Genomic DNA, 25,227 nt, shown 5'->3' with positions numbered 1-25,227 from the left:
GATGCCGGCGGGTGGGATCAGCTGCGGAATTCGGCGCGGATCGCCGGCCGGTACAACTGGTAGACGATCCAGCCGTGCAGCGCGGCGAACACCAGCGCGGTCACCGTGGCGGTGGCCATGCTGATCATGCGTCCGTTCTGCAGCTGGCCAAGCAACTGCGCGCCGTCGGCGCTATGCAGCATCGCCTCGGGCAGCATCTGGCGCATCGCGCCGAAAAATTGCCACAGCAGCGGCAGGCTGGCGAAGTTGGCCAGGCCGGTGATGACCAGGAAGGCGACGAAGCTCAGCCGTGCCCATTCGCGCCGTTGCTGCAGTCCCCATGCGGAGGCGCTGAACAGCAGCGCCAGCAACGCCGACAGCAGCGACAGCGCGAACAGATGGTCCAGGCACCATTGCCACAGCGCCGGCAGCGCGATGCCGATGCGCACGACCACCTCTTGCAGCGCGCCATCGGGCAGCAGCGCCAGCACCGCCAGCTGGCCCAGCGCGTACAGCAGCCAGACCACGCCGACCACCAGCGAGATCTTCGCCATCGTGTCGATCATCGGATTGCGTGCGGCAGGCAGCGGCGGGGGTGGCATCGGCGGTCCTTCGATGGGGTGGCGGCATGAGGGCGCCGCGAAGCATCCGGCAAGGATAGGGCGGGTTGCCGCCGGCGCAAGCTGCGCCCCTTCGCCCGTCGGTTACCGGGAAGCCGGCGCTTCGCCCGTCGCGACCGGAGTCGCCCCCACAACAGACCCTGCGGTTAGCAGGAAACCCCTGTAGGAGCGGCTTCAGCCGCGACCGCTCGCCACAGGCAGCGCTACTTCAACTGCTGCTCGAACAGCTTCAGCACCCGCTTGTATTCGTCCAGCCACGAATCGGCGCGGGTGAAGCCATGCTTTTCCAGCGGGTACGGGGCGATCTCCCAGTTGTCCTTGTGCAGCTCGATCAGCTTCTGGCTCATGCTCACCGAATCGCGGAAGAACACGTTGTCGTCGATCATGCCGTGGGCGATCAGCAGGTGGTCGCGCAGGCCGGCGGCGTATTCGATCGGCGAGGAGGTGCGATAGGCCTCCGGGTCCAGCTCCGGGGTGTTGAGGATGTTGGCGGTGTACTCGTGGTTGTACTGGGTCCAGTCGCCGACCGGGCGCAGCGCGGCGCCGGCCTTGAACGTGCCGGGGCTGCGGAACAGCGCCATGTAGGTCATGAAACCGCCGTAGGAGCCGCCGTAGATGCCGGCGCGGTCGCGGTCGCCCTGCTTGTCGGCGACCAGCCAGTCCAGGCCGTCCAGGTAATCCTCCAGTTCCGGATGGCCCATGTTGCGGTAGATCGCGGTGCGCCAGTCGCGGCCGTAGCCGGCGCTGGCGCGGTAGTCCAGGTCGAGCACCACGTAGCCCTTCTGCACCAGCAGGTTGTGGAACATCTGCTCGCGGAAGTACGGGGTGTAGCGCGCCGAAACGTTCTGCAGGTAGCCGGCGCCGTGCACGAACATCACGATCGGATAGCGCTTGCCGGGTTCGGGATGCTGCGGGCCGTAGTACTTGCCCCAGACCACGCCGGCGCCGTGCTTGGATGGCACCTGCACGTACTGCGGCTGGATCCAGTTGCGCGCCTTGAACGCGGCGCTGCGGGTGTCGGTGAGGGTGCGCGCGTTGCCGCCGGCGACCGGCACCACCGCCAGTTGCGGCGGCAGGTAGCTGCCCGAATAGCGCACCAGCAGCTGCTGGCCGTCCGGCGACAGCGCGAAGTCTTCCACGCCGTCGAGTGCGGTCAGTTCGCTGATGCGGTCGTCGCGCAGGTCGAGCTTGCATACTTCGTAGTCGCCCGGCCATTTGCGGTTGCACAGGAACAGGAAGCCCTGGCCGTCGGCCGTGGCGACCGGTGCGGAGACTTCCCACTTGCCCGAGGTGCGCTGCCGCGGTTTGTCGGTGCCGCGCTGGGTGTACAGGTGCGCATAGCCGGATTGCTCGGACAGCAGCCACAGCGTCTGGTTGTCCGGCAGCCAGCCGAAGTCGTTGAAGCTCCAGCCGATCCAGGCCGCGTCGGTAAGGCGGTGGCGGTTGAGCAGGGTGGCCTTGTCCAGATCGACGCTGGCGATCCAGCGGTCCTTGTTGTCGACCGCGCGCAGCATCACCGCGACATTGCGGCCGTCGGCGCTCCAGTGCAGCGCCGGACCGGCGCCGTCGCCGTCGGTCTCCACGCGGATCACGCGCGGCCCCTTCAGCGGTTCCTGCTTGGCCGCCTTGCGCAGCGCCGCCAGCGGATCGGCGTCGATGCCGGGCAGGCCGGCCACATCGAGCTTGCGCGCGCTGCCGGCGACCACGTCCACCAGCCACAGAGTCTGCGCCAGTGGCGGATTGCGGCCGACGCGGGTGCGCGCTTCCTGGAATTCCTCGTAGCCCGATTCGGTCACGTACTTGGGCATCTTGCCGTCGCGGCCTTCGTCGCCGCCCTTGGCGTGGGTGACCACCAGCAGGTGGCGGCCGTCCGGCGACAGCGCGCTGTCGTCGATGGCCACGTCCTCGCCCAGGTATACCGGCGCCGGCGCGCGGCTGCCGTCGGCGCGGCGCCAGGCCTGTTCCTGCTGCCGTGCCAGCTCGCGCTGCGCGCGGTCGCGGGCCAGGGTTTCCAGGGTGCGCAGCTGCTGCTCGCGCAGCGCGTCGGGCTTGGGCGCAGCGTCGGGATCGCGCTCGGCCTTGAGCACCGCCGCCTGCAGCGTGCCGCCGCCGGCGCTCCAGCGGTACCAGTCGTTGCCGACCCGCCACAGCGCGCCGCCGTCGGTGCCGAACTGCGGGCGCGAAGCCGCCTCGTTGCTGCGGGTCAGCTGGGTCAACGCGCCGCTGCGCAGGTCGCGCAGGAACACGTCGCCGTTGCGCACGAACAGCATGCGCTGGCGCGTCGCGTCGTAGACCGGATCGGCCGCATCCAGCGTGCTGCGCTGGGTGTCCTCGACGCGCTGCGCGGCGGCGCCGTCGACGCCCTGGCGGTAGGTGTCGCGCACCGGGCTGCCGGCGCGCTTGAGCTGGTACTGCACCTGGCGCCCGTCCCAGGCCCACCAGGCGGCCTCGACCGGCGGTCCGATCCAGTCCGGATCGGCCATCGCCTGCTCGATCGTCAACGGGGCAGCGGCCTCCTGCGCGACGGCCAGCGGCGCCAGGCAGGACAGGGACAGCAACACAACGCACAGGGTTACGCGACGCATCTGGATTCCGGACGAACGGGCAAGCGGGGAGGGTAGCAGGGGGGCTGGGAATCGGGAATCGGGAATCGGGAATCGCAAAGGCGCTTTGCTTGCGCCTCGCCTTGCACGCGCGATCAAATCAACAGGAAACCGCTCTTGCCATTCCCGATTCCCCATTCCCGATTCCCAGCCCCCCTGCGACAACCCGTCACACGCAATTTCACGGCCTGGGGCTAACAATGACGCTCAGTTACGGTTTCACGAGCGAACGTCCCATGGACGCAGTGCTGCTCTCGCGCATCCAGTTCGGATTCGTCATCAGTTTCCACGTGTTGTTCCCGGCCTTCACCATCGGCCTGTCGAGCTGGCTGGCGTTCCTGGAATGGCGCTGGCTGCGCACCCGCGACACGCTGTGGCGCGATCTGTATTTCTTCTGGCTGAAGATCTTCGCGGTGTCGTTCGGCATGGGCGTGGTCAGCGGCATCGTGATGAGCTTCCAGTTCGGCACCAACTGGTCGGTGCTCAGCGAACGCGCCGGCAACATCCTCGGCCCGCTGCTCAGCTACGAGGTGCTGACCGCGTTCTTCCTGGAGGCCTCGTTCCTCGGGGTGATGCTGTTCGGCTGGCGCAAGGTGCCGGAGAAGCTGCACTTCCTGTCCACCTGCCTGGTCGCGCTGGGCACGCTGATCTCCACGTTCTGGATCCTGTCGGCCAACAGCTGGCTGCACACGCCGGCCGGCTACGCCATCGTCGATGGCGTGTTCCAGCCGGCGCACTGGCGTGAGGTGATCTTCAATCCGTCGTTCCCGTACCGGTTGACGCACATGGTGCTGGCCGCGTTCATCACCACCTGCTTCGTGATCGGCGGGGTCAGCGGCTGGTACTTGCGCCGCGGCGTGCACGTGGCCGTGGCGGGGCGGATGCTGAAGCTGGCGGTGGCGTTCGCCGCGATCGCGGTGCCGCTGCAGATCGCCGCCGGCGACGCGCATGGCCTGAACACGCTCGAGCACCAGCCGATGAAGGTGGCGGCGATGGAGGCGCACTGGCATGGCGAGGCGCCCGGCGCCGGCGTGCCGCTGGTGCTGTTCGCGGTGCCCAACGAACAAGCCGAGCGCAACGACTACGAGGTCAAGATCCCGCGCGTGGGCAGCCTGATCCTGACCCATACCCTGGACGGCGAGATCGCGCCGCTGACCTCGGTGCCGGCCGACGAGCGGCCGCCGGTGAAGCCGGTGTTCTACGCGTTCCGGATCATGGTCGGGCTGGGCATGGCCATGCTCCTGCTGGCCTTCGTGTCGCTGTTCTTTTGGTGGCGCGGCACGCTGTTGCGGCGGCGCTGGCTGCACGTGGCCTGGAACGCGATGCTGCCGGCCGGGTTCGTGGCCCTGCTGGCCGGCTGGTTCGTCACCGAGATCGGGCGCCAGCCGTACGTGATCTACGGCCTGCTGCGCACCCGCGATGCGGTCAGCGCGATCAGCCCGGCGATGGTGTGGGTGTCGCTGGGCGTGTACGTGGCCGCGTATGCCTTCGTGTTCGGCTTCGGCGGCTGGTACATCCTGAAGATGCTGCGCAAGGGGCCGCTGCCGCACGAGCCCGAGCCGCAACTGCAGGATGGCGACAAGACCCCGGCGCGGCCGATCTCGGCGGCCGACGACGACCTCGAGGAGACGCGCTGATGGACATGGCCACCGTGCTGCCGGTGATCTGGTTCGGGGTGATCGGATTCGGCGTGCTGATGTACGTGCTGCTGGACGGCTTCGTGCTCGGCCTGGGCATCCTCGCCCCGTTCGCCGAGGACGAGGACCAGCTCGATCTGATGATGAACACCGCCGCGCCGATCTGGGACGGCAACGAGACCTGGCTGGTGCTCGGCGGTGCCGGCCTGCTGGCGGCGTTCCCCAAGGCCTATGCGCTGATCCTGTCGGCGCTGTACCTGCCGGTGCTGATGATGCTGATCGCGCTGGTGTTCCGCGGCGTGGCGTTCGAATTCCGCTTCAAGGCGCACACTTCCAAGTACCTGTGGGGCTGGGCGTTCGCCGCCGGCTCGCTGTGCGCGGCGTTCTGGCAGGGCGTGATTCTCGGCGCGCTGGTCGAGGGCATGCCGCTGCAGGGCGGCAAGTATCTGGGCGGCGTGCTGGGCTGGTTCAGCCCGTTCTCGATGCTGACCGGCGCGGCGGTGGTGTTCGGCTACGCGCTGCTCGGCGGCAGCTGGTTGATCCTGAAGACCGAGGGGCCGATGCAGCGCATCGCGCGTTCGCTGACCCGGCCGCTAGTGCTGGTGGTGGTGGTGTTCATGGGCCTGGTCAGCGCCTGGCTGCCATTCCTGGACTCGCGGATCATGGCGCGCTGGTTCCATGGCGGCAATTTCTGGTGGCTGTCGCCGGTGCCGCTGCTGGTGCTGGTCAACGCGTTCGCGCTGTGGCGCGCGGCGATGGCGCAGGGCCGCGATGCGCGCCCGTTCCTGCTGACCCTGTGCTTCTTCGTGCTCGGGTTCTTCGGCCTGGTGCTGGGCATCTGGCCGAACATCGTGCCGCCGGGGCTGACCATCTGGGAAGCGGCCTCGCCGCCGTCCTCGCAGGGCTTCGTGCTGGCCGGGCTGGTGGTACTGCTGCCGGTGATCCTGGGCTATACCGCGTGGTCGTACCGGGTGTTCCGCGGCAAGATCACCGCCGACAGCGGCTACCACCACTGAGTCCGGCGGCGCCGGCGCGCCGCTTGCCGCGATCGCATGCGCGGCGCCGCCGGCTTGCCAGCGGCGGCGGTCGCGGCCAAGCTACCGATTCGCGCTGCCCGTTGCGGGCCTGTCGCCCGCCGAGCCTTCGCCACGCATGCCTGTCGCTTCGTCCGCCGTTTCCCCGCCGCTGCTGCATCCTCTTGCCGTCGGCGACCTGCATCGTCCGCTGGCCTATGCCGGCGGCCAGCACATCGATCTGGCCACCTTCCTCGGCCACGTGCGCGGCCTGGCCGCGGTGCTGCCACCGGGCCGGCATGCGCTGAATCTGTGCGAGGACCGCTACCGCTTCATGGTCGCGTTCTGCGCGGTCGCGCTGCGCGGGCAGACCTCGCTGCTGCCGTCCTCGCGCGCGCCGGCGGTGGTCGCCGAAGTGCAGCGCAGCCATGCCGATAGCTATTGCCTGGGCGACCTGGAACTGGCCGAACCGCCGCCGCGCTACTGGCAGCTGCCCGATCCGTTGCCGAACCTGGACGGCGACATGCCGCAACTGGCGGACGACGCGCTGGTCGCGATCGGCTTCACCTCCGGCAGCACCGGCACGCCGAAACCCAACCCCAAGACCTGGGGCAGTTTCCTCACCAGCACCCGCCAGGATCTGCTGGCGCTGGTCGGATTGTGGGAGGCGGACGCGATCCCGCAGGTGGTGGCGACGGTGCCGCCGCAGCACATGTACGGCATGGAGCTGTCGATCCTGTTGCCGCTGGTGACGCCGCTGGCGGTGCATGCCGGGCGGCCGTTCTTCCCCGAGGACGTGGCGCGCGCCTTGGCGCAGGTGCCGACGCCGCGGCTGCTGGTGACCACGCCGGTGCACCTGCGCGCGCTGGTCGAATCCGGCGTTGCACTGCCGCCGCTGGCCGGCATCGTCTCGGCCACCGCGCCGCTGGCGCAGGAACTGGCCGCGGCCGCCGAGGCGCGCTTCGGCGGGCAGGTGCGCGAGATGTTCGGCTCCACCGAAACCTGCGTGTTCGCCAGCCGCCGCACCGCCTGCGAAGCGCAGTGGACGCCGCTGCCCGGCGTGCGCGTGGCACCGCAACCAGATGGCACCCTGGTGCACGCGCCGCACCTGCCGCAGCCGGTGCTGCTGGCCGACCTGATGGACGTGGACGCCGACGGCCGCTTCCAGGTCCGCGGCCGCCAGGCCGACCTGCTGGAGATCGCCGGCAAGCGCGCCTCGCTGGCCGATCTGACCCGGCGCCTGCTGGGCGTGCCGGGCGTGGTCGACGGCGCGATGCTGCAGCTGGAACCCGAACCCGGCCAGGCGGTCGGCCGCATCGCCGCCGTGGTGGTCGCGCCGACCCTGGACGAAGCCGTAATCCTGGCCGCACTGCGCCGCGAGCTGGACCCGGTCTTCCTGCCGCGCCGCCTGCGCAAGCTCGATGCCCTGCCGCGCAACGAAACCGGCAAGCTGCCGCGCGATCGGTTGCTGGCGTTGTTGGCGGGGGAGCGCGAGGGCTGAGGGTTGGTCAGTGCCGGATGCCGTAATGCTTCCGGTGACTGTCGCATCTGCAGAGCATGGCGCTGTATTGGCCGGGAAATTCGCTGCTGGTCCTGATCGGATAAGTGGATACGGCACGCATCTCGCACGCCTTGGTGGTCGTCACTGCCTTTGGCACTCGGCCTGGCCTCAACGCCGAATGGACCAGCCGCCGCTCTTCAGGATAAAGCGCTCACTACCTGCGCCACGAGGCGCTCCAGGTCCACCGGCACGCGCGTATCCACCGCGACCACCGTCCCCAGTCCAACCGGCCCGGCGTACTCCGCAAGCATGTCCGGCGGCAGTTCTTTCAGCGGATGCGCGGCGTGATGTGCGCTGGCCGCCGCGCGATCCCGAAAACGCCGGGCGGTTTCGTCGGGACCGCAGTCGCAGTGAACTTCGACGATGACCGCGTCCAGGCCGGCCAGTTTTTCGCGTTCGTACGCGCTGCGCGGCCGGAAGTTGGCTTCCAGCACCGCTTGCGGCGCGTGGCGCGCCAGCGACCAGAGCAGTTCCATCGCCGCGCCGCCGAGACGGCGTGACGCGGCCAGATCGCCGCCGCTGTCGCCGAGGCTGTCGGTCAGCGTTTCCTTGATGACATCCTTGCAGAACAGCGGAAAGCCGAGCCGTTTGGCAAGCGGCATCGCCAAGGTGGTTTTTCCTGCGCCAGGCGCGCCGGAAACGATCACGATCTTGCGGCGAATGTCGAGCATGGAATGCCAGTGCATAGGTCTGGATCGGATGCCACCGATCATTTGGCGGCGCTACTCCGGGTTCGGTCCGTATATGCGAGCGGCGGCCCGGGCCGCCGCCGCTACCGAACATCTTGCGTTGCTCGACGCCTCGTCGAGCAGCCGCTACCGCCGCCATGAGGGCAGGCGGATGCCCTCAGCCGCGCGCACGCTCAACCATGCACGCCATCGATCTCCACCGCCAGTTCGTTGCGGCAGATCACCGCATGCAGCAGCAGGCGTGGCACGCGCTCGCCGAAGCGGGCGTCCAGCGCGGCGGCGACCAACGGCAGGTCGGCCGCTTCGCGTACGTAGACCTTGAGCCGGGTGCCGTCGCCGAACTGCGCCGGCAGATCGGGGGCGTGGATGCGTGCGGCGCCCAGCAGCGCATCGAAATTGGCGAAGGTTTCTTCCAGCTGCGCCAGCAGCTGGCCGGTGTGCATCGAGGCGTGGCCGACCACGCTGGCGGTGCCGGACAGCAGCAGCGGCATGTCGCTGCCGGCCGGCGGCAGCATCGCGCGGGCGAAGCTCGGCGATTGCGGGCCGTACTGGCGCGGGTAGCGGTAGGCGCTGACCTGGCGCGGGTTCTCCAGCGGCGTGCCGGCCTGCGCGGCGGCCAGCCAGTAGATCTGCATCACCCGCGCGTCGTCGCAACGGCCGACCGCGGTGGCGGCCGGCAGCTGGCTGGCGTCGAAATCGCCCAGGCCGCGCGCGCGGCCGACGCAGAACTGGCGGTAGCGCTCGCGGTCGCCGCTGCCCAGGGTGATCGCGTCGAGGTAGTTCCAGATGCGCAGCAGGCGCGGCGTGGCGCTGCGGCCGACGAAGGCGGTGATCTGCGCGTAGGCCAGGCGCGAGGCCTCTTCGATCTCCAGCGTCTGCTCGTCGATCTCGATCACGCCGAACTGCAGGCGCCCGTCGCTGGCCCAGGCGATGTCGCCGTCGCGGCCGCTGCTGACCGGCGCGTCGGTGCGCCAGACCTCGAGCATGCGCGGGCCGTGCGGCTGCAGCGGCACGCGCAGGTAGCGCGGATCGTCGTGGTGCGGCGCGTCGTTGCCGAAGCCGAACACCGCCAGCACCCGTTCGTCGCGCAGCAGCGCGCCCGGATCGGTCTCGGCGACGTAGTCCACCTGCAGCTGCGGGTGGCGCTGCGCGTGGGACGGGAACTGCGGGTGCGGCCGGCTCATGAGTTGTCTCCGTGCAAGGTGTCGCCGTGGAACTGTTCGCGTGCCTGGCGGCGTCGCTGGCGCCAGGACCGCCAGGCGCGCGGCAGCATCGCCGCTGCGGACATGGCGTAGATCGCGCGGAACACGCGCAGCCGGCGCAGCACCGCGCGGTTGTCGAAGACATCGCCGGCCAGCATCGCCACGATCGCCTGTTCCACCTGCAGCACGTTGCGCGGCTGCGCGAACAGCTCGCGCATGGTCGGCGAGGTGAAGCGGTAGATGAACCATTTGAATTCGTCCAGGCCGCGCCGCAGGTGTTTCTCCAGGCCGCGCTGCAGCCGTGCCTCGCGCGCCGGATCGCGCAGCGCCGCATCCACCATCGCCGCGCCGCGCTCGGCGCTGTGCATGGCCAGGTACACGCCGGAGGAGAACATCGGATCGACGAAGGCATAGGCGTCGCCGAGCATCAGCCAGCGCGGCCCGCTCATGCGCGTGCACTCGTAGGCGTAGTTGCCGGTGGCGTGCACCGGCGCCACCCGCTGCGCGCCGGCCATGCGCTCGACCACATCCGGGTTCAGCGCCAGGGTGCGCATCAGGAACGCCTCGCTGTCGCCCTGGCGGGTCTTCATGTATTCCGGGTAGCACACCGCGCCGACGCTCATCACGTCGTCGGGCAGCGGAATCAGCCACATCCAGCCGTGCGGATGGCGGTAGATGCTGATGTTGCCGGCGTCCTCGCCGGGGCGCCGCGCCACGCCGCGGAAATGGCTGAACAACGCCGCCGACTGATGCTGGGCGTTGGCGCGCTTGAGCTTGAGCTTGTTGCCGAGGAAGGTGTCGCGGCCGCTGGCGTCGATCAGGTAGCGCGGACGGAAGCTGTGCACGCCGTCGGCGCTGCGCGCCTGTACCAGCGGCTGCGCGCCGTCCAGCTGCACGGTCTCGACCTTGACGCCTTCGCGCAGATCGGCGCCGGCGGCGCGGGCGTGGGCGAACAGCACCCGGTCGAAGTCGGCGCGCGGCACCTGGAACGCGTAGTCGGACTGCGCATCCAGCGCCTTGGCGAAGCGGAAAGTGTTGTAGCCGCCGCTGTCGTTGGGGAAATCGGCGCCGAGCTTGAGCACGCCGATCGCGCGCACCTGCTCGAGCACGCCCAGCCGCTGCAGGATCGGGATGTTCATCGGCAGCAGCGATTCGCCGATATGGAAGCGCGGATGGTGGTCCTTCTCCAGCAGGGTCACCTGCCAGCCCTGTTGCGCCAGCAGGGTCGCCGCGGCGCAGCCGGCCGGGCCGCCGCCGATCACCAGCACATCGGGCGTTTCCGCCGCGGCGGCCTGCGGCGTGGCGGGCGAGGGCGCGGGCGCGCGGGCGGGAGCGGTGGAATTCATCCTGAAAAACCTGCGGCGGACTTGTAAGACGAGGGTCATGATAGCTTGCCTGCCAGGGTCGGACAGTTGCGTCGCTGCGCCCGATGCACCATCTTGTCGCACCTGTCCTCACCGCCTGGAAGCCCCTGGATGTCTTCGCAAACCGCCGCCGAACGTGAACTGGCCGAGCTGCTGGTCGAGAGCCTGAACCTGGAAGACGTGCAGCCCGGCGACATCGATCCGGAGGCGCCGCTGTTCAATACCGGGCTGGGACTGGACTCGATCGACGCGCTGGAACTGGCGCTGGCGATCAGCAAGCGCTACGGCTTCCAGCTGCGCTCGGACAACGACGAGAACCGCCGCATCTTCGCCTCGCTGCGCGCACTGTCGGCGCATGTCGAAGCCAACAAGACCAGCTGAGCCGGCCGCCGCGGCGCCGTGGGCGCTGGCGCTAGGGGTATTGCTGGCGCTGGCGTATTCGCCGCTGGCGCACTGGGCCAACGCCGCGCACCGTTCCGATCTGGCCGTCCTGGCCGGCGCGGCGCTGGTGCTGATGGTGCTGGTGGAGCCGATGGCGCGGCTGCGGCCGTGGGCCTGGGCGCTGGCGCTGCTGGCGCTGGCCGCGCTGCTGCCGTTGTGGCGCTCGCCGCACGCGCTGCTGCTGCTGGCCGCGCCGCCGGTGCTGTTCACCGCCTGGGTGGCCTGGTTCTTCGGGCGCAGCCTGCAGCGCGGGCGCACGCCGCTGATCTCGCGCATCGTCGAGGCGTTGTACCGCCAAGCCGGCTTGCCGCTGACCCCCGAGCAGCTGCGTTACACGCGCCGGCTGACCCTGGCGTGGGCGCTGCTGCTGGCCGCCATGACCTTGCTGAACCTGTTGCTGGCGCTGTGCGCCGTGCCCAGCGGGGTGCTGGCGCAGCTGGGGCAGGCTTCGCCGCTGCCAATCGGCGATGCGCGCGCCTCGCTGATCGCCAATCTGCTGGGCTACGGCGTCATCGGCGGCTTCTTCGTCGGCGAGTACTTCCTGCGCGGGCGCTGGTTTCCGCAGCGTCCCTACCGTAATCTGCCTGACTTCCTGCACCAGCTGGCGCGGCTGGGGCCGGTTTTTTGGCGCGATCTATTGCGCTGACGCGCGCATCGGGGGATGCAGAGGCTTGTGCAGATCATCAAGGACAAACTGAAGATGCCGCAGGCAGGGATGCCGTCGCGCATGGCCTGGGCCGTGTGGAATGCCTTGCAACTGCTGTTCACCCTGAGCTTCACCGGGGTCGGCATCGTCGTGGCGCTGGGCCTGTTGCTGCTGGCCGGGCCGCGGCTGCCGCTGCGCATGGGCGCGCGGGTGTGGGCGCCGGTGCTGTTCTTCGGCGCCGGCGTGCGCTTCGAAGTGGAGGGCCAAGAGCGGGTGGACTGGTCGCGCAACCACCTGTTCGTCAGCAACCACCAGTCGATCATCGACATCTGCGCGCTGTTCGCGGCGCTGCCGGTGCCGCTGCGCTTCCTGCTCAAGGACGAAATGCTGCAGGTGCCATTCGTGAGCTGGTATGCGCGCGCCACCGGCATGCTGTTCCTGGACCGCGACAGCCGCCGCGCCGGCGCTATGGTCCGGCGCCAGGCCGCGGCCTTGCTGCGCCAGGGCCAGGACCTGTGCCTGTTCCCGGAAGGCACCCGCAGCCGCAACGGCGAACTGGCCGAATTCAAGGCCGGGCTACTGCAGGCCGCTATCGATGCTGGCGTGGACGTGGTGCCGGTGGCGTTGGACGGAGCGGGCAAGGTGCTGCCGTCGACCAGCCTGTTCCGGGTGCGGCCCGGAGTGATCCGGGTGCGGATCGGCACGCCGATCAACGTGAACGGCGCCGACGGCGCGCTGGACCGGCAACAGCTGACCCAGCGCGCGCACCAGGCCGTCCGTGCCATGCTCGAACCCAGGATATGAGTCGCCAGCCTTATGGATTTCGTCGTACCGCATGATCATCCCAGCCTGCCGGGGCATTTCCCGGGCCACCCGGTCGTGCCCGGCGTAGTGGTGCTGGACCACGTGTTGCAGGCCGTGGAGGCCGCGCACGGCGCGTGCGGGCCGCTGCGCCTGCCGCAGGTGAAGTTCCTGCAGCCGCTGCTGCCCGGGCAGCCGGCGCGGGTGGAACTGGACGGCGCCGCGCCGCGCTGGCGCTTCCGCGTGCGCCGCGGCGAGGACCTGCTGGTCAGCGGCGACCTGGTCGCCGAGGCGGCTCCATGAGCGCCAGCTGGAAACACCGCCCCGAGGGTGGCGGCCGCTTCGCGCTGTGGCTGATCCGCAGCATCGCCCGCTACGGCGGCCGCGCCCTCGGGCGCCTGCTGCTGTATCCGATCACCCTGTATTTCCTGCTGGTGCGCGGCCCGGAGCGGCGCGACTCGCGCGACTACCTGGGCCGCGTGTTCGGCCGTCCGGCCACGCTGCTGGACGTGGCCCGGCACATCCACACCTTCGCCTCGACCATCCTGGACCGGGTGTTCATGCTGTGCGGGCAGATGCACCGCTTCCGGGTCGACATCCAGGGCCTGGAGCAACTGCATGCGCAGATGGACCGCGGCCGCGGCGTGCTGATCTTCGGCTCGCACCTGGGCAGCTTCGATGCGCTGCGGGTGCTGGCCACCGAGCGTCCCGACGTGCAGGTCAAGGTGGTGCTGGACAAGGCCCACAACCCGGCGATGACCGAACTGCTGGGCGCGCTGAACCCGCAGCTGGCGGCCAACATCATCGATGCCGGCATGGACAGCACCTCGATCGTCATGGCGATCAAGCAGGCCACCGACGAAGGCGCGCTGGTCGCGCTGCTGGTCGATCGGCCGCGCCCGGAAGACCCGGCGCTGCCGGCCGCGTTCATCGGCCAGGGCGCGATGTTCCCGACCTCGCCGTGGCTGATCGCCGCGGCGCTGAAGGTGCCGGTGGTGCTGGCGTTCGGCCTGTACCGTGGCGGCAACCGCTACCAGCTGGTGTTCGAGACCTTCAGCGAAGGCCTGGACCTGCCGCGCCGGCAGCGCGCGCCGGCGTTGGCGGCGCTCATCCGCGATTACGCCGCCAGGCTGGAACATTACACGCGCTCCGCGCCGTACAACTGGTTCAACTTCTACGATTTCTGGAACAACCGCCATGCCGATGCGCCGCACCTTGCCGTGGATGCTGATACTGCTGTGCAGCGCCGCACCGCTGTGCGTCGCGTCGCCTGAGCCGCTCGACCCCGGCTGGATCCTGCAGAAGCTGGCGCGGCCGGTCCCGGTCAGCACCGATTTCGTCGAGCTGCGCGGCTCGGCGCTGCTGAAGGCGCCGCTGCGCGTGCAGGGCCAGTACCGGCGTCCGGATACCGACACGCTGGTGCGCGAGGTCACCGCGCCGTACCGCGAGACCACCACCCTGCGCGGCGGCGAAGCCACGCTGGAGCGGGCCGGCAAGGCGCCGCGGCGTTTCTCGCTGGCGCGGGTGCCGGAACTGGCCGGCCTGCAGAACGGCTTCGGCGCGCTGCTGTCCGGCGACCGCGCGCAATTGCAGCAGCACTACACGCTGAGCAGCAGCGGCACCCGCGAACGCTGGCAGCTGCAGCTGCAGCCCAAGGACCCGGCGCTGGCCGCGCAGGTGCGCAGCCTGCGCCTGTACGGCCGCGGTGCCGAGTTGCGCTGCATCGAGACCACCCCGGCCAAGGGCGACGTGCAGCGCACCCTGCTGGCCGGCGCCGCGCGCGACGCGGCCAGCCTGGCCGAGACCGAGGCGCTGACCGCGCTGTGCCACGGCGACGCGCGCTGATGTCGGCCCGCGTCAGTTGCAGGCGGGCCGCGCTGTGCGCGGCTCTGGGTAAGAACGTGCTGGCGCTTGCGTGGTCGCAGCGATGAAACGCGAACTGAGTTCGAAGGCGCGCATCTCGCTGGCGCTGCTATGGCTGGCGCTGTTGACCGTGGCCGGCATCTGGCTGGGCAACGTGTTGCAGGTGTCAGGTGACTTGCGCAAGTTCATGCCCGCCCGCGGTAGCAGGAGGCGGTTCGCAGCGCCGGATGCCGCGCGCGCGGCCCCGGATCCGGACGTGTGGGCTCTTGCGTGGTCGCAGCGATGAAACGCGAACTGAGTTCGAAGGCACGCATCTCGCTGGCGCTGCTGTGGCTGGCGCTGCTGACCGTGGCCGGCATCTGGCTGGGCAACGTGCTGCAGGTGTCGGGCGATTTGCGCAAGTTCATGCCAGAGGCCCAGACCCCCGCGCAGAAACTGCTGCTCGACGAGCTCGGCGAAGGTCCGGGCTCGCGGCTGCTGCTGATGTCGCTGTCCGGCGCCGATGCGCCGACCCTGGCGCGGCAGTCGCAGGCGATCCGCGCGCAACTGGCCGCGCAACGCGACACCTTCGAACTGGTCGCCAATGGCGCCGATGCCGGCCTGGACGCGATCCCCGAGCGGCTGCTGGCCTACCGCTACCTGCTCAGCGACAGTTTCGACGCCCATCCGCTGGATGCGGCGACGCTGGCCGACGCGCTGCAGGCGCGGCTGCAGGACCTGGGATCGCCGGCCGCGGCGATGATCGAGCCGCTGCTGCCGCGCGACCCGACCCTGGAAGTGCTGCACCTGGCCGAGAGCCTGCAGCCGGCCGGCGGCCCGCAGCAGCGCGACGGGGTCTGGTTCGACCGCGCCGGCAAGGACGCGTTGCTGGTCGCGCAGACCCGCGCCGCCGGGTTCGATCCGACCGGGCAGCAGCAGGCGGTGGACGCGATCCATGCCGCCTTCGCCAAGGCCAGCGCCGGCAGCGCCAGCCGCCTGACCCTGACCGGCCCCGGCGCGTTCTCGGTGGAGATCGGCGGGCGCACCCAGAACGAGGCGCAGTGGATCGGCATGCTGGATACGCTGGGCCTGATCGTGCTGCTGCTGGTCGCCTACCGCAGCTGGAAGATCCCGGTGCTCGGCGTGCTGCCGCTGGCCAGCGCCGGCCTGGCCGGGCTGGGCGCGGTGGCCCTGCTGTTCGACGGCGTGCACGGCATCACCGTGGCGTTCGGCTTCACCCTGATCGGCGTGGTCCAGGACTATCCGATCCACCTGTTCAGCCATCAGCGCCCGGGCCTGGATCCGCGCGCCAATGCGCGCCACCTGTGGCCGACCCTGGCCACTGGCGTGGTCTCCACCTGCATCGCCTACGTCACCTTCCTGTTCTCCGGGGTGGATGGCCTGCGCCAGCTGGCGGTGTTCACCATCGCCGGGTTGCTGGTGGCGGCGCTGACCACGCGCCTGCTGCTGCCGGCGCTGATCGACCCCTCGCCGCGCGACCATGCCGATTCGCCGGCGCTGGCGCGGCTGTGGCGCGGCATCGCGCGGTTGCCGCGGCCGCGCTGGTCGCTGCTGCCGCTGGCGCTGGTCGCGGCAGCGGTGATCGCGTTCGCGCCGGGCCCGTTCTGGCAGAACGACCTGTCCAAGCTGACCCCGGTGCCGGCCGACGGCCTGGCCCGCGACGCGCATCTGCGCAAGGAACTGGGCGCGCCGGACGTGCGCTACGTGTTGGCCCTGCCTGCCGCGTCTGCCGACGCCGCGCTGGCCGCCTCGGAACGGCTGCGGCCGCGCCTGGATGCGCTGGTCGCGCGCGGCGAGCTGGCCGGCTACGACATGGCCGCGCGCTACCTGCCCAGCAAGGCGAGCCAACAGCGGCGCCAGGCGGCGTTGCCGGATGCGGCGCAGGCGCGCGCGCTGACCGCCGCCGCGGTGGCCGCCACGCCGTTCCGCGCCGATGCCTTCGCCCCGTTTCTGGCCGACCTGGAGCGCGCCCGCAGCGCACCGCCGCTGACCGCGCGCGACCTGCACGGCACGCCGCTGGCGACCACGGTCGATGGCCTGTTGCTGGACCGCGCCGACCACGCCACCGCGCTGGTCTCGCTGACCGGCCTGCGCGACCCGGCGCTGCTGGCCGACGCGGTGCAGGGCAGCGGCGCGCAACTGATGGACCTGAAGGAGGCCTCCGAATCACTGGTCGCCGCCTACCGCGGGCGCGTGCTCGGCGCGCTCGGCATCGCCGCGCTGCTGCTGGCGCTGACCGTGGCGGTCGCGCTGCGTACGCCGCGCCGGATCGCGCGCGTGCTGCTGCCGATGGCGCTGACCACGCTGCTGATCCTGGCGATCCTGCGCGGCTGCGGGGTCGAATTGAACCTGTTCCACCTGATCGCATTGATCCTGGCCGCCGGCCTGGGCCTGGACTACGCGCTGTTCTTCGACCATGCCGGCGACGACCGCGCCGACCAGCTGCGCACGCTGCACGCGCTGATCGTGTGCAGCCTGATGACGCTGCTGGTGTTCGCGCTGCTGGCCGCGTCCAGCATTCCGGTGCTGCGCGCGATCGGCAGCACCGTGGCGCTGGGCGTGCTGTTCAATTTCGTGCTGGCGCTGCTGATCTCGCGCGAGACCGCCAGCGACGCGCCCGCAGCCACCGCGCATTAGGAGACGCTGCATGACCGAGCTTCCGCACGGACGCGACGCGATCGCGGCGCTGATCCCGCACCAGGGCCTGATGTGCCTGTGGGAAGAAGTCGTCGCCTGGGACGCGCAGCGCATCGTGCTGCGCAGCCACGCGCACCGCGCCGCCGAGCATCCGCTGCGCAGCGGCGGCCGCCTGCGCGCACTGCACCTGTGCGAATACGGCGCGCAGGCGATGGCGGTGCACGGCGGCCTGCTCGGCCGCGCCAGCGGCAAGCCGGTGCGCCCGGGCATGCTGGTCGCGCTGCGCGGCGTGCAGCTGCACGTGGCCGATCTGCAGGAGTTGCCGGAGGCGATCGAATGCGAGGCCGAGGTGCTGCTGCAGGCCGAGGACAGCCAGCAATACGGTTTCCGCATCGTGCATGGCGCGCAGCTGCTGGCCGAAGGCCGCGCCACGGTGATGCTGGGCGCGGCGTAGCGGCGCCCGTACCGATCATGCAGGCAGGAAACCTCCGATGAAGGCGCTCAGAGCGCCGAGACCGGGCGATCTTTTCTATATCCCCGCCGTCGATGCCGCCGATGCGCCCGGCTTCGTGATCGCACGCTACATCGAACTCATACCGCCTGCGCTCGGTCATCTGATCGAGGTGTTCGCCGATTTCCATACGCAGATCCCGGCATCCATCGCCCAGGTGGATACGTCGCGCCGCCTGTTCAGGCCGATCTTCTGCAGCCTGCGGTTTTCGGCGATCCCGCGCTGGAAGATGCTCTTCAGCGATCCCGGCTACGAAAAATCCGACTCCCGTTACGATGACATCCAATTCGCCTTCGAAACGGACATCTGGATCGGAGGGGGCAGCCATCCGGCCAGCGCGGATCGGCTTGCCGGCATCGAACCGTCGATCTGCTGGCGGATGGACCATCTGATGTTCCGGGTCATTGCGCACTTGCGCGGGGCCATCGCCGAGAACGCATGCATGGAGTACTTCGCCTTGCCGGAAGACCTGCGTGTGGATAGCGAGGTTGCGCTCGAACGGGTAAGGAAGGCTGCGCACAACATGCAAACGCTGTTCGGCAGCAAATAGTCGATCGCCCGATCCTGGCGCCGCAAGATGCATCCGCCGCACATTGGATGCGCGCCCGGCGCGGTGCCGGCCACTGACCCTGCACGTCGCCGTGTTCTACGATGAAGGGTCCCGCAGCCAACGCAATACGGAGAATGTGCGCATGACCGATCCTTCGACGAAACGCCGCGCCCTGGTCACTGGCGGCAGTGGCGACCTTGGCGGTGCGATCTGCCGGCGCCTGGCAGCGGACGGGCTGCACGTGATCGTGCACGCCAACGGCAACCTGGCGCGCGCCGCTGCAGTGGTGCAGGACATCGCCGCGGCCGGCGGCAGCGCCGAGGCGGTGGCGTTCGACGTGGCCGATGCCGATGCCAGCGCCGCGGCGCTGGCGACGTTGCTGGAGGCCGGGCCGATCCAGGTGGTGGTCAACAATGCCGGCATCCACGACGACGCGCCGATGGCCGGGATGAGCGCGGCGCAATGGCACCGGGTCATCGACGTGTCGCTGCACGGTTTCTTCAACGTGACCCAGCCGCTGCTGCTGCCGATGGCGCGCACCCGCTGGGGCCGCATCGTCAGCGTGTCGTCGGTGGCGGCGGTGCTCGGCAATCGCGGGCAGACCAACTACGCCGCGGCCAAGGCCGCGCTGCACGGCGCCAGCAAGTCGCTGGCGCGGGAGATGGCCAGCCGCGGGATCAGCGTCAACGTGGTCGCGCCCGGCGTGATCGAAGGCGCGATGGCCGGCGAAGCGTTCGCGCCGGAGGCGATCAAGCAACTGGTGCCGGCCGGCCGCCCCGGCAAGGCGGACGAGGTCGCCGCGCTGGTCGGATTCCTGTGCTCGGACGCGGCCGGCTACATCAACGGCCAGGTGATCGGCATCAACGGCGGCATGGGCTGAGGCCCGCGCTGCGGCACTTGGAATGCGGGCGGGGCGGGCCTATAGTCGGACCATGTCCGCCGAGCCTGCCACCAAGAAGCGTCCCAGCCGGATCCCCGGCGGCATGGCCGCGACCGTATCCCAGCTCAAGGACCGGACCTATGCCGTGTTCACCGGGTCCGGCGTGCGCGTGGACCTGCAGGCGTTCTTCGACAGCGAGTCTGGGCGCCAGGCAGTGAGCAAGGTGGCGCGCACGGTTCGCGGGCGCGTCGAGGCGAAGCGCGCCAAATAGCCGAAGGGGCAAGGAATGCCTTTCAACCAATTGCTGTTGCCGCTGATCGGCGGTTACCTTTTCGTCAACTTCACCTTCATCACCTCCTACTGGGCCTCACGCCAGGGCAAGGAACAGCTGCTGATGGCGTCGGCGCTGGTCGGCATCGTCGCGCTGGTGGCGGCGCGGGTGCTGGCGGTGCTGCTGATGGCCACCGCGTGGGGCCGCGAGGCCTGGCAGGTGCTGCATCTGGTCGCGCCGTATCCGGGCATCGGCACCGCCTTGCTCGCCTTCCTAGTCTGTCTGGCGCTGCGGGTGTGGATCAACTGGTTCTGGCCGCGCGACGAGGCGGCGCTGTGGCTGTACGGCACCGGCACCTACAACAGCCTGGAGCGGTTGTTCTTCCTCAGCGTGCTGCGCGTGGAGCAGGTTCGCACCCGCGGCTTCGTCGCCGAGCTGGCGCTGCGCATGCTGTGGCATCCGCCGTTGCGTCTGTGTCGCTGGCTGTCGCGCCTGCTGGCGCCGCGCGCGGCGTCGGATCAGGCCGGGCCTGATCCGCACCCCGCCGACCGCCTGGACGCGTTGGAGACCAGCGACGGCCTGCTCGCGCCGGTGCCGGTGCTGCTGTCGCTGAAGGATCGCAAGGTCTATGCCGGCTGGCTGGAATGGATCCCGCCGCTGCGCGCCGACGCCTCGCCGTACCTGCGCCTGGTCCCGGTGTGGAGCGGCTACCGCGATGCGCAGACGTTGCGGGTGGTGGTGACGGAGAATTACTCCGAGGACATCTTCTCCGGTTCCGAGCTGCCGGCGGCGAAGGTGATCTCCACCGGCGACATCGCCAATGCCAGCCTGTTCGATCCGGACGTGTTCGACCGCTTCGGCAGCGAGGCAACGCCACCGGAAGCGGACGACGAGCAAGCGGACGACGAGCAAGCGGACGACGAGCAAGCGGACGACGAGCAAGCGGACGACGGAGCGCGAGCGTTGCGGTGAACCCGGGCCGCGCTGCGCGGCGCAGCGTTTGTGGGAGGTGCGGGACGGACCTGGCGCGGGTGCGTCAGCTCGGCGGCGCGTCGATCTCGATCACGGCATCCTGGGTCCGCGCTCCGCTCACCGCGCGACAACGCACCGGCACGTCCTCGCCGCCGGCGCGCAGGTGCCCTTCGACGAACAGCGTGTTGCCGCGGTCGTGGTAAGACCCGGACCACTGGAAGGTGCTGACGCCCTGAAGCATGTAGCGATAGCGCGCTTCGGCTTCGCACCATGGCATCAGGTCGCTGGCCTGGTGCAGGATCCGGTCGCGGCGGTCCAGTTGCTGGGTCTGCGCGGAGGCCTGCGCGGCCAGCGCCCCCAGGACCAGATGCAGATGTTTGCCTTCATGCGTGACTCCCGTGGAACCGCTTCAAGATCGTGCTGCAGCGTGCGTCGCCGGCGCTCATGCGGCGCGCGCGTACCAGCTGTCGGCCAGCGAGCTTTCGCCTTCCATCATATCGGCGAGCAGGGCGTCCAGGCCGTGGTCGTCGATCTGCGGATGCTGCGCGCGCGCCTGGCCCAGCACTTCGCGCGCCAGCCAGCCCATCCGCGCGACGTTGCCGCGCAGGCGTGCCAGGAAGGCCGCGTCGTCCAGCACCTCGCGCAGCGACGCGTTGAGCTGGTGGAACCAGCCGATCAGGTATTGGTCGAGCAATCGGCCATCGGCTTCCGGCCGGCCCTGCGCGTCGTTGTGCCGGCCCCAGTCGCGCAACAGCGCCTGCATGCCCAGGTTGAGTTCGCGCGCGCGGCCGAAGTCCGGCCGCAGCCGGCCCAGCATGGGCAGGTCGGCTATGCGCTCGGAGAAGTACAGCGGCGCCAGCAGCGCCCAGTAGTAGGTGTAGTCCCAGATCACCTTGACCGGCATCACCTGCGCGTCGCCGAACAGCGGGTACTGGTCCTGGTACAGGGTCAGGGTGTTTTCGTAGAACGAGAAATACAGCTGCTGGTACAACTCGGCGTAGGGCGCGATGTTGCGGCCGGCGCGATCGAGTCCGATCAGTTCACAGATGTAGGTGTTGGAGATGGCGATGAAGTCGCTGCCCGGCGAATAGAACGGATCCAGGAACACGCCGGCCTCGCCGGTCAGCGCCCAGCGCTGCGCCGAGAACACCTGCTTGCAGCCGTAGGAGAACTTGCGCAGGAACAGGAAGTCCTGCAGCGTGTGCTGGCTCTGTTCGAGCGTGCGCGCGACCTGCGGCTGGTGCGTGTGCAGCCAGGCCATGGCTTTTTCGTGCGTGTTCATCGTCTCCAGCGGATGCATCGCCGCATCGCAGACGATGCCCAGCGAATGCGCGCCGGACGACAGCGGGATCAGCCAGAACCAGTAGCCCGGGCCGCACATGTGGTTGGTCGAGCGCCAGCGGTCCGGCGGCGTGCAGCGCTGCAGCCAGTCGCTGTCCTGCGACCAGGCATTGGGATCCACCAGTCCGTCCACCCGCCACCACACGGCGTTGGCGTTGTGCGCGTTGTCCTGGGCCAGGCCCAGCTTGCGCTTGAGCAGGCCGGCGCGGCCGCTGGCGTCCACCACCCAGCGCGCGCGCAACGTCGCCACTTCGCCGTCGCGCTCGTAGCGCACCTGGTGGTCGGCGTCGTCGTCGGCCAGGTCGATGCCGCGCACCGTGCAGCCGTCGATGAATTCGATGTCCAGCGCGCGTGCGCGTTCGCCGAGGAAATTCTCGAAGCGGCCGCGGTCGATCTGCCACGACGGCGTCGGCAACAGCCGGCTCACGCCCAGCTCGGTGCAGCGGTCGATGTCCTCGCGCCCATCGGAGAAGAAGAAGCGGAAGCCGAACTTGCGGATCTGCTCGGTGTCCAGGTGTTCGCGCAGGCCGAGCACGCTGGCGAAGTAATGCGCGCCGATCTCCACCGAGGATTCGCCGACCTTGAACGCGGCCTCGCGCACCGGGTGCGCGCGCCGTTCCAGCACGCTGATGCGCAGCTGCGGATCGCGCTGGCGCAGCTGCAGGGCCAGGGTCAGCCCGGCCAGGCCGCCGCCAGCGATGACCACATCAGCATGCCGTTCGTTCATGTCGTTTCTTCCTTGTCGAAAGGGGTGGGCTTGGCTGCGAACTCGCCGGCCGCGTCGTCGATCAGCGCCGGGTTGGCACGGGCGCGGCGGTATTCGCGGACCACATGGCCGTATTGCCAGACCTGCACGATCACGTGCGAGGTGATCTTCCACAGATCGCGCACCAGGCGGAAATGGCTCTTGCGGAAGTTGCCCGGCGTCTGGTTGGCGTAGCGCGTTTCGATCGGCACCGCGACCACCCGCGCGCCGGCCTGGCGCGCGGCGGAGATCAGCAGTTGCGCCTCGAACACGAAGCCCTCGCCGGGCACGTTCGGCAGCGTGTACACCGCCTGCGGATACAGGCGCTGCCCGCTCTGGCTGTCGACCAGGCGGAAGCCGCAGCCCCAGGCGATGCCCCAGTCGCCGAAGTCGTTGCCGATGCGGCGGATGGTCGGCTGGCTGGCACGCTTGCGCAGGCGCGCGCCGACGATCACGCAGCCGGGGTGGCGATTGGCCGCGGCCAGCAGGCGCGGGAAATCGGCGGCGCTGTGCTGGCCGTCGCCGTCCATGGTCATCACCGCGCGCGCGCCCTGGCGCTGCGCTTCGGCGAAACCGCTGCGCAGCGCGGCGCCCTTGCCGCGCCGCTGCGGATGCCGGATCAGGGTCACCGGCAGGTCGGCGATGCAGTCGCTGGTGCCGTCGTCGGAGCCGTCGTCGACCACGATCACCCGCGGGCAGTGCGTCAGCGCGTCGCCGACCACGTCGCGGATGCGCAGCGATTCGTTCAGCGCCGGAATCAGGATCGCCGCATCGGCGGCGCTCAGCGCGATCCGGCTCATGCCTGCAGTTCCACGTGCAGGCAGCGGCCGCCACCGGCATCCAGCGTGCAGCCGGCGGCGCCGGCGGCCAGCGCGTCGAACAGCACCAGCATCGGCGCCATCGCGTTGCCGGCGGCATGCCGCGCCAGTGCGCCGTCGCCAGCGGCCGCGTCGCCATCGGCCAGGCGCACGCGCAGGCGCGGTTTGCCGGACTGCGCGGCGGCGCCGAGCACCAGCGCGCCGCCGAGCAGGCCGTCGCTGTGCGAGACGCGGCCGAGCGGACCGGTCGAGCGGCTGTCGTAGCCGGCCAGCAGCACCGCCGCTTCGCCGGCGGCCAGTTGCGACAGCGCTTCCAGCAGGCCTTGCGCGAAGCTGGCGCGGTGCGCGCTGATCGCGGTCGCCGCGGCGGTGGCGCCGGCACCGATGGTCCAGTAGCCGGCGGCGGCGTTGTGCACCGAGTTGTGGAACTTGGTCGGCGAGATCGCCAGCGGATCGTCGGCCAGGGTGGCGCACATGTAGTCGGTGATCGCCAGATCGCCGTGGGTGGAGGTGAACACCGACGGCAGCGCGGCCGGATCGCGGCCGGCGTCCTGGCACGCGGCCAGCGCCACCTCCAGCGACACCGCCACCGTGTCCGGCGCGCGGCGCCGCTCGTTGGGCGCCAGCAGTTGCGAGGCCGGCCGCGCCGGCGTCTCCACAAGGCCGCCGCTGCCGGCGGCGAACGCGCGCGCGGCCGCCCAGCTGGGCAGGCCCGCGGTCCAGAAACCGATGCCTTCGATTGTCGCGGTCAACATCGGCGTGCTCATGCGCGGCCGAACAGCAGCGAGCAGTTGTTGCCGCCGAAGCCGAAGGAATTGTTCATCGCGTAACGGACCTGTGCGTGGGCATTGGCGAAGCGGATCTGCGGGCCGCATTCGGGATCGGGTTGTTCGCTGTTGAGGGTGCCGGGGAGCAGGCCGTCGCGCAGCGCGAGCAGCGCGAACACCGACTCGACGATCCCGGCCGCACCCAGCGTATGCCCGGTCCAGGCCTTGGTCGAACTGGCATGCAAGGTGGCCGGGAACAGCGCGGCGACCGCCGCGGCCTCGACGCTGTCGTTGGCCGGGGTGGCGGTGCCGTGCAGGTTCAGGTAACCGATCTCGGCCGCGTCCACGCCCGCGCGCTGCAGCGCGCCGCCCATCGCCAGGCGCGCGCCCAGGCCCTGCGGGTGCGGCGCGGACATGTGGTGCGCGTCGCTGGATTCGCCATAGCCGCACAGCAGCGCCAGCGCCGGCGGTGCGCCCGCGGCATCGGTGCGCTCCAGCAGCGCATAGCCGCCGGCTTCGCCCAGCGACAGCCCGACCCGGCGCACGTCGAATGGCCGGCACAGCTCCGGCGACACCAGCTGCAGCGCGTTGAAGCCGAACAGCACGCTGCCGCACAGCGTGTCCACGCCGCCGACCAGCGCCGCATCCACCACCCCGGCGGCGATCAGCCGCGCCGCCTGCGCGAACACCTTGGCGCTGGACGAACACGCGGTGGCGACGGTGATGCACGGTCCGCGCAGGCCGGTGGCGGCGCGCACGAAATCGCCCAGCGAATGCGGCGTGTGCACGATCGGCCGCTCCAGGTCGGCGGGGAAACGCGCACCCTCGGCGTCCTGCTCGAGCCGGGTATAGGCCTCTTCACTGGCGCCGATGCTGGAGGTGGACGTACCCATCACCACCGCCACGCGCTCGGCGCCATGGCGCTGCGCGGCGGCGGCGACCGCCTCGCGCAGGCCGTCCTGCTGCAGTGCCAGCCAGGCCAGGCGGTTGTTGCGGCATTCCCATGCGGCCAGCGCCGGCGGCAGCGGCAGTGTTTCCAGCGCGTCCACGCGGCCGATCCAGCAGGGCAGCGGCTGCGCGCCGAAATCGTTGCGGCGCAGGCCGCTGCGGCTGTCGCGCAAGGCCGTGGCCTGAGCCTGCAATCCGCTGCCGAGCGCGGTGGTCGCGGTGTACGCACGAATTGCGACGGGTGCCATGCGGGGCGACGGGGACGCTTCGGTCACGCGATATTCCGTAAAGAATGGATCAGGGGAGTATATCGGCGCGGTCCGCAAAGCCGTGAAGCGCGCGCGGCCACGCTGAACGTGAACGGGCAC

General features: G+C 70.2%; 26 protein-coding genes. 16 read left to right on the top strand and 10 right to left on the bottom strand.

The features are described 5' to 3' along the window. Positions 1 to 17: 17 nt before the first annotated feature. Both HEP73_RS21385 and HEP73_RS21380 read right to left on the bottom strand, forming a co-directional pair. Entirely contained in the window at positions 18 to 581 is a 564-nt protein-coding gene (locus HEP73_RS21385) for a hypothetical protein (RefSeq protein ID WP_185821475.1), read from the bottom strand. A gap of 221 nt (positions 582 to 802) precedes the next feature. After that, complete coding sequence (locus tag HEP73_RS21380; RefSeq protein ID WP_185821474.1) at positions 803 to 3,184, bottom strand: S9 family peptidase; 2,382 nt, start codon at positions 3,182 to 3,184, stop codon at positions 803 to 805. Between the two features lie 254 nt (positions 3,185 to 3,438). On the opposite strand from HEP73_RS21380, the gene HEP73_RS21375 reads away from it, so the two are divergent. The 3 genes from HEP73_RS21375 (at position 3,439) to HEP73_RS21365 (ending at position 7,353) form a co-directional block, all read left to right on the top strand. Further along, positions 3,439 to 4,839 carry a cytochrome ubiquinol oxidase subunit I gene (locus tag HEP73_RS21375; protein WP_185821473.1) on the top strand — a complete coding sequence of 467 codons (1,401 nt, stop codon included), beginning with the start codon at positions 3,439 to 3,441 and terminating at the stop codon, positions 4,837 to 4,839. Further along, entirely contained in the window at positions 4,839 to 5,855 is a 1,017-nt protein-coding gene (gene cydB / locus HEP73_RS21370; RefSeq protein ID WP_185814465.1) for a cytochrome d ubiquinol oxidase subunit II, read from the top strand. Before HEP73_RS21375 ends, cydB begins: the two co-directional genes overlap by 1 nt. A 136-nt stretch (positions 5,856 to 5,991) precedes the next feature. Continuing rightward, positions 5,992 to 7,353 carry an AMP-binding protein gene (locus tag HEP73_RS21365; RefSeq protein WP_185821472.1) on the top strand — a complete coding sequence of 454 codons (1,362 nt, stop codon included), beginning with the start codon at positions 5,992 to 5,994 and terminating at the stop codon, positions 7,351 to 7,353. 197 nt (positions 7,354 to 7,550) lie between these two features. Here HEP73_RS21365 and HEP73_RS21360 read toward each other — a convergent pair whose 3' ends face one another. From HEP73_RS21360 to HEP73_RS21350, 3 genes are all read right to left on the bottom strand, one after another. After that, a complete protein-coding gene (locus tag HEP73_RS21360; RefSeq protein ID WP_255423594.1) occupies positions 7,551 to 8,099 on the bottom strand; it encodes an AAA family ATPase in 549 nt (182 codons plus the stop codon). Positions 8,100 to 8,275: 176 nt separating this feature from the next. After that, on the bottom strand, positions 8,276 to 9,286 hold the full coding sequence (locus HEP73_RS21355) for a chorismate transformation enzyme, FkbO/Hyg5 family (protein ID WP_185814462.1): 1,011 nt from the start codon (positions 9,284 to 9,286) through the stop codon (positions 8,276 to 8,278). Further along, positions 9,283 to 10,650, bottom strand: coding sequence for an NAD(P)/FAD-dependent oxidoreductase (locus HEP73_RS21350; protein WP_255423593.1), 1,368 nt, complete (start codon positions 10,648 to 10,650; stop codon positions 9,283 to 9,285). Before HEP73_RS21350 ends, HEP73_RS21355 begins: the two co-directional genes overlap by 4 nt. A gap of 129 nt (positions 10,651 to 10,779) precedes the next feature. Between HEP73_RS21350 and xanC the strand changes: the two genes are divergently transcribed. The 13 genes from xanC (at position 10,780) to HEP73_RS21285 (ending at position 20,240) form a co-directional block, all read left to right on the top strand. Then, positions 10,780 to 11,049: a xanthomonadin biosynthesis acyl carrier protein XanC gene (gene xanC / locus HEP73_RS21345; RefSeq protein ID WP_003470209.1), complete on the top strand. Its 270-nt coding sequence runs from the start codon at positions 10,780 to 10,782 to the stop codon at positions 11,047 to 11,049. Next, a complete protein-coding gene (locus tag HEP73_RS21340; protein WP_185821471.1) occupies positions 11,024 to 11,755 on the top strand; it encodes a ketosynthase in 732 nt (243 codons plus the stop codon). The genes xanC and HEP73_RS21340 overlap by 26 nt, the downstream gene beginning before the upstream one ends. A gap of 54 nt (positions 11,756 to 11,809) precedes the next feature. Next, positions 11,810 to 12,559: a lysophospholipid acyltransferase family protein gene (locus tag HEP73_RS21335; RefSeq protein WP_185816748.1), complete on the top strand. Its 750-nt coding sequence runs from the start codon at positions 11,810 to 11,812 to the stop codon at positions 12,557 to 12,559. Positions 12,560 to 12,571: 12 nt separating this feature from the next. Beyond that, positions 12,572 to 12,859: a hypothetical protein gene (locus tag HEP73_RS21330; protein WP_145703931.1), complete on the top strand. Its 288-nt coding sequence runs from the start codon at positions 12,572 to 12,574 to the stop codon at positions 12,857 to 12,859. Beyond that, positions 12,856 to 13,830 carry an LpxL/LpxP family acyltransferase gene (locus tag HEP73_RS21325; protein ID WP_185814460.1) on the top strand — a complete coding sequence of 325 codons (975 nt, stop codon included), beginning with the start codon at positions 12,856 to 12,858 and terminating at the stop codon, positions 13,828 to 13,830. The genes HEP73_RS21330 and HEP73_RS21325 overlap by 4 nt, the downstream gene beginning before the upstream one ends. Then, positions 13,754 to 14,401: a LolA-related protein gene (locus HEP73_RS21320; RefSeq protein ID WP_345776844.1), complete on the top strand. Its 648-nt coding sequence runs from the start codon at positions 13,754 to 13,756 to the stop codon at positions 14,399 to 14,401. The genes HEP73_RS21325 and HEP73_RS21320 overlap by 77 nt, the downstream gene beginning before the upstream one ends. Positions 14,402 to 14,483: 82 nt before the next feature. Then, positions 14,484 to 14,705 carry a hypothetical protein gene (locus HEP73_RS21315; protein WP_185821470.1) on the top strand — a complete coding sequence of 74 codons (222 nt, stop codon included), beginning with the start codon at positions 14,484 to 14,486 and terminating at the stop codon, positions 14,703 to 14,705. Then, entirely contained in the window at positions 14,702 to 17,056 is a 2,355-nt protein-coding gene (locus HEP73_RS21310) for an MMPL family transporter (RefSeq protein ID WP_185821469.1), read from the top strand. The genes HEP73_RS21315 and HEP73_RS21310 overlap by 4 nt, the downstream gene beginning before the upstream one ends. A gap of 10 nt (positions 17,057 to 17,066) precedes the next feature. Then, positions 17,067 to 17,510 (top strand): phosphotransferase, encoded by a 444-nt coding sequence (locus tag HEP73_RS21305; RefSeq protein WP_185821468.1) that lies wholly within the window; start codon positions 17,067 to 17,069, stop codon positions 17,508 to 17,510. Positions 17,511 to 17,547: 37 nt separating this feature from the next. Next, a complete protein-coding gene (locus HEP73_RS21300) occupies positions 17,548 to 18,117 on the top strand; it encodes a hypothetical protein (protein WP_185821467.1) in 570 nt (189 codons plus the stop codon). A gap of 142 nt (positions 18,118 to 18,259) precedes the next feature. Further along, entirely contained in the window at positions 18,260 to 18,997 is a 738-nt protein-coding gene (gene fabG, locus HEP73_RS21295; protein ID WP_185821466.1) for a 3-oxoacyl-ACP reductase FabG, read from the top strand. A gap of 103 nt (positions 18,998 to 19,100) precedes the next feature. After that, the gene (locus HEP73_RS21290) at positions 19,101 to 19,268 is read left to right on the top strand and encodes a hypothetical protein (protein WP_185821465.1); all 168 of its coding nucleotides are present in this window, start codon (positions 19,101 to 19,103) and stop codon (positions 19,266 to 19,268) included. 15 nt (positions 19,269 to 19,283) lie between these two features. After that, entirely contained in the window at positions 19,284 to 20,240 is a 957-nt protein-coding gene (locus HEP73_RS21285; RefSeq protein WP_185821464.1) for an exosortase/archaeosortase family protein, read from the top strand. A 64-nt stretch (positions 20,241 to 20,304) separates the two neighbouring features. Here HEP73_RS21285 and HEP73_RS21280 read toward each other — a convergent pair whose 3' ends face one another. The 5 genes from HEP73_RS21280 to HEP73_RS21260 all read right to left on the bottom strand — a co-directional run bounded on the left by HEP73_RS21280 (position 20,305) and on the right by HEP73_RS21260 (position 25,107). Next, positions 20,305 to 20,517: a hypothetical protein gene (locus HEP73_RS21280; protein ID WP_185821463.1), complete on the bottom strand. Its 213-nt coding sequence runs from the start codon at positions 20,515 to 20,517 to the stop codon at positions 20,305 to 20,307. 165 nt (positions 20,518 to 20,682) lie between these two features. Continuing rightward, positions 20,683 to 22,308: an NAD(P)/FAD-dependent oxidoreductase gene (locus tag HEP73_RS21275; protein WP_185821462.1), complete on the bottom strand. Its 1,626-nt coding sequence runs from the start codon at positions 22,306 to 22,308 to the stop codon at positions 20,683 to 20,685. Further along, positions 22,305 to 23,126 (bottom strand): glycosyltransferase family 2 protein, encoded by an 822-nt coding sequence (locus HEP73_RS21270; protein ID WP_185814454.1) that lies wholly within the window; start codon positions 23,124 to 23,126, stop codon positions 22,305 to 22,307. Before HEP73_RS21270 ends, HEP73_RS21275 begins: the two co-directional genes overlap by 4 nt. Beyond that, positions 23,123 to 23,899: a beta-ketoacyl synthase chain length factor gene (locus HEP73_RS21265; RefSeq protein ID WP_185821461.1), complete on the bottom strand. Its 777-nt coding sequence runs from the start codon at positions 23,897 to 23,899 to the stop codon at positions 23,123 to 23,125. The genes HEP73_RS21270 and HEP73_RS21265 overlap by 4 nt, the downstream gene beginning before the upstream one ends. Before the next feature lie 8 nt (positions 23,900 to 23,907). Next, positions 23,908 to 25,107 (bottom strand): beta-ketoacyl-[acyl-carrier-protein] synthase family protein, encoded by a 1,200-nt coding sequence (locus HEP73_RS21260; RefSeq protein ID WP_185821460.1) that lies wholly within the window; start codon positions 25,105 to 25,107, stop codon positions 23,908 to 23,910. Positions 25,108 to 25,227: the final 120 nt, after the last annotated feature.

It is taken from the genome of Xanthomonas sp. GW, from assembly GCF_014236815.1.
Classification (GTDB): Bacteria; Pseudomonadota; Gammaproteobacteria; order Xanthomonadales; family Xanthomonadaceae; genus Xanthomonas_A.
Note: the sequence above shows the minus strand (reverse complement) of the source record. Positions and strands in the feature narration are given on the sequence as shown.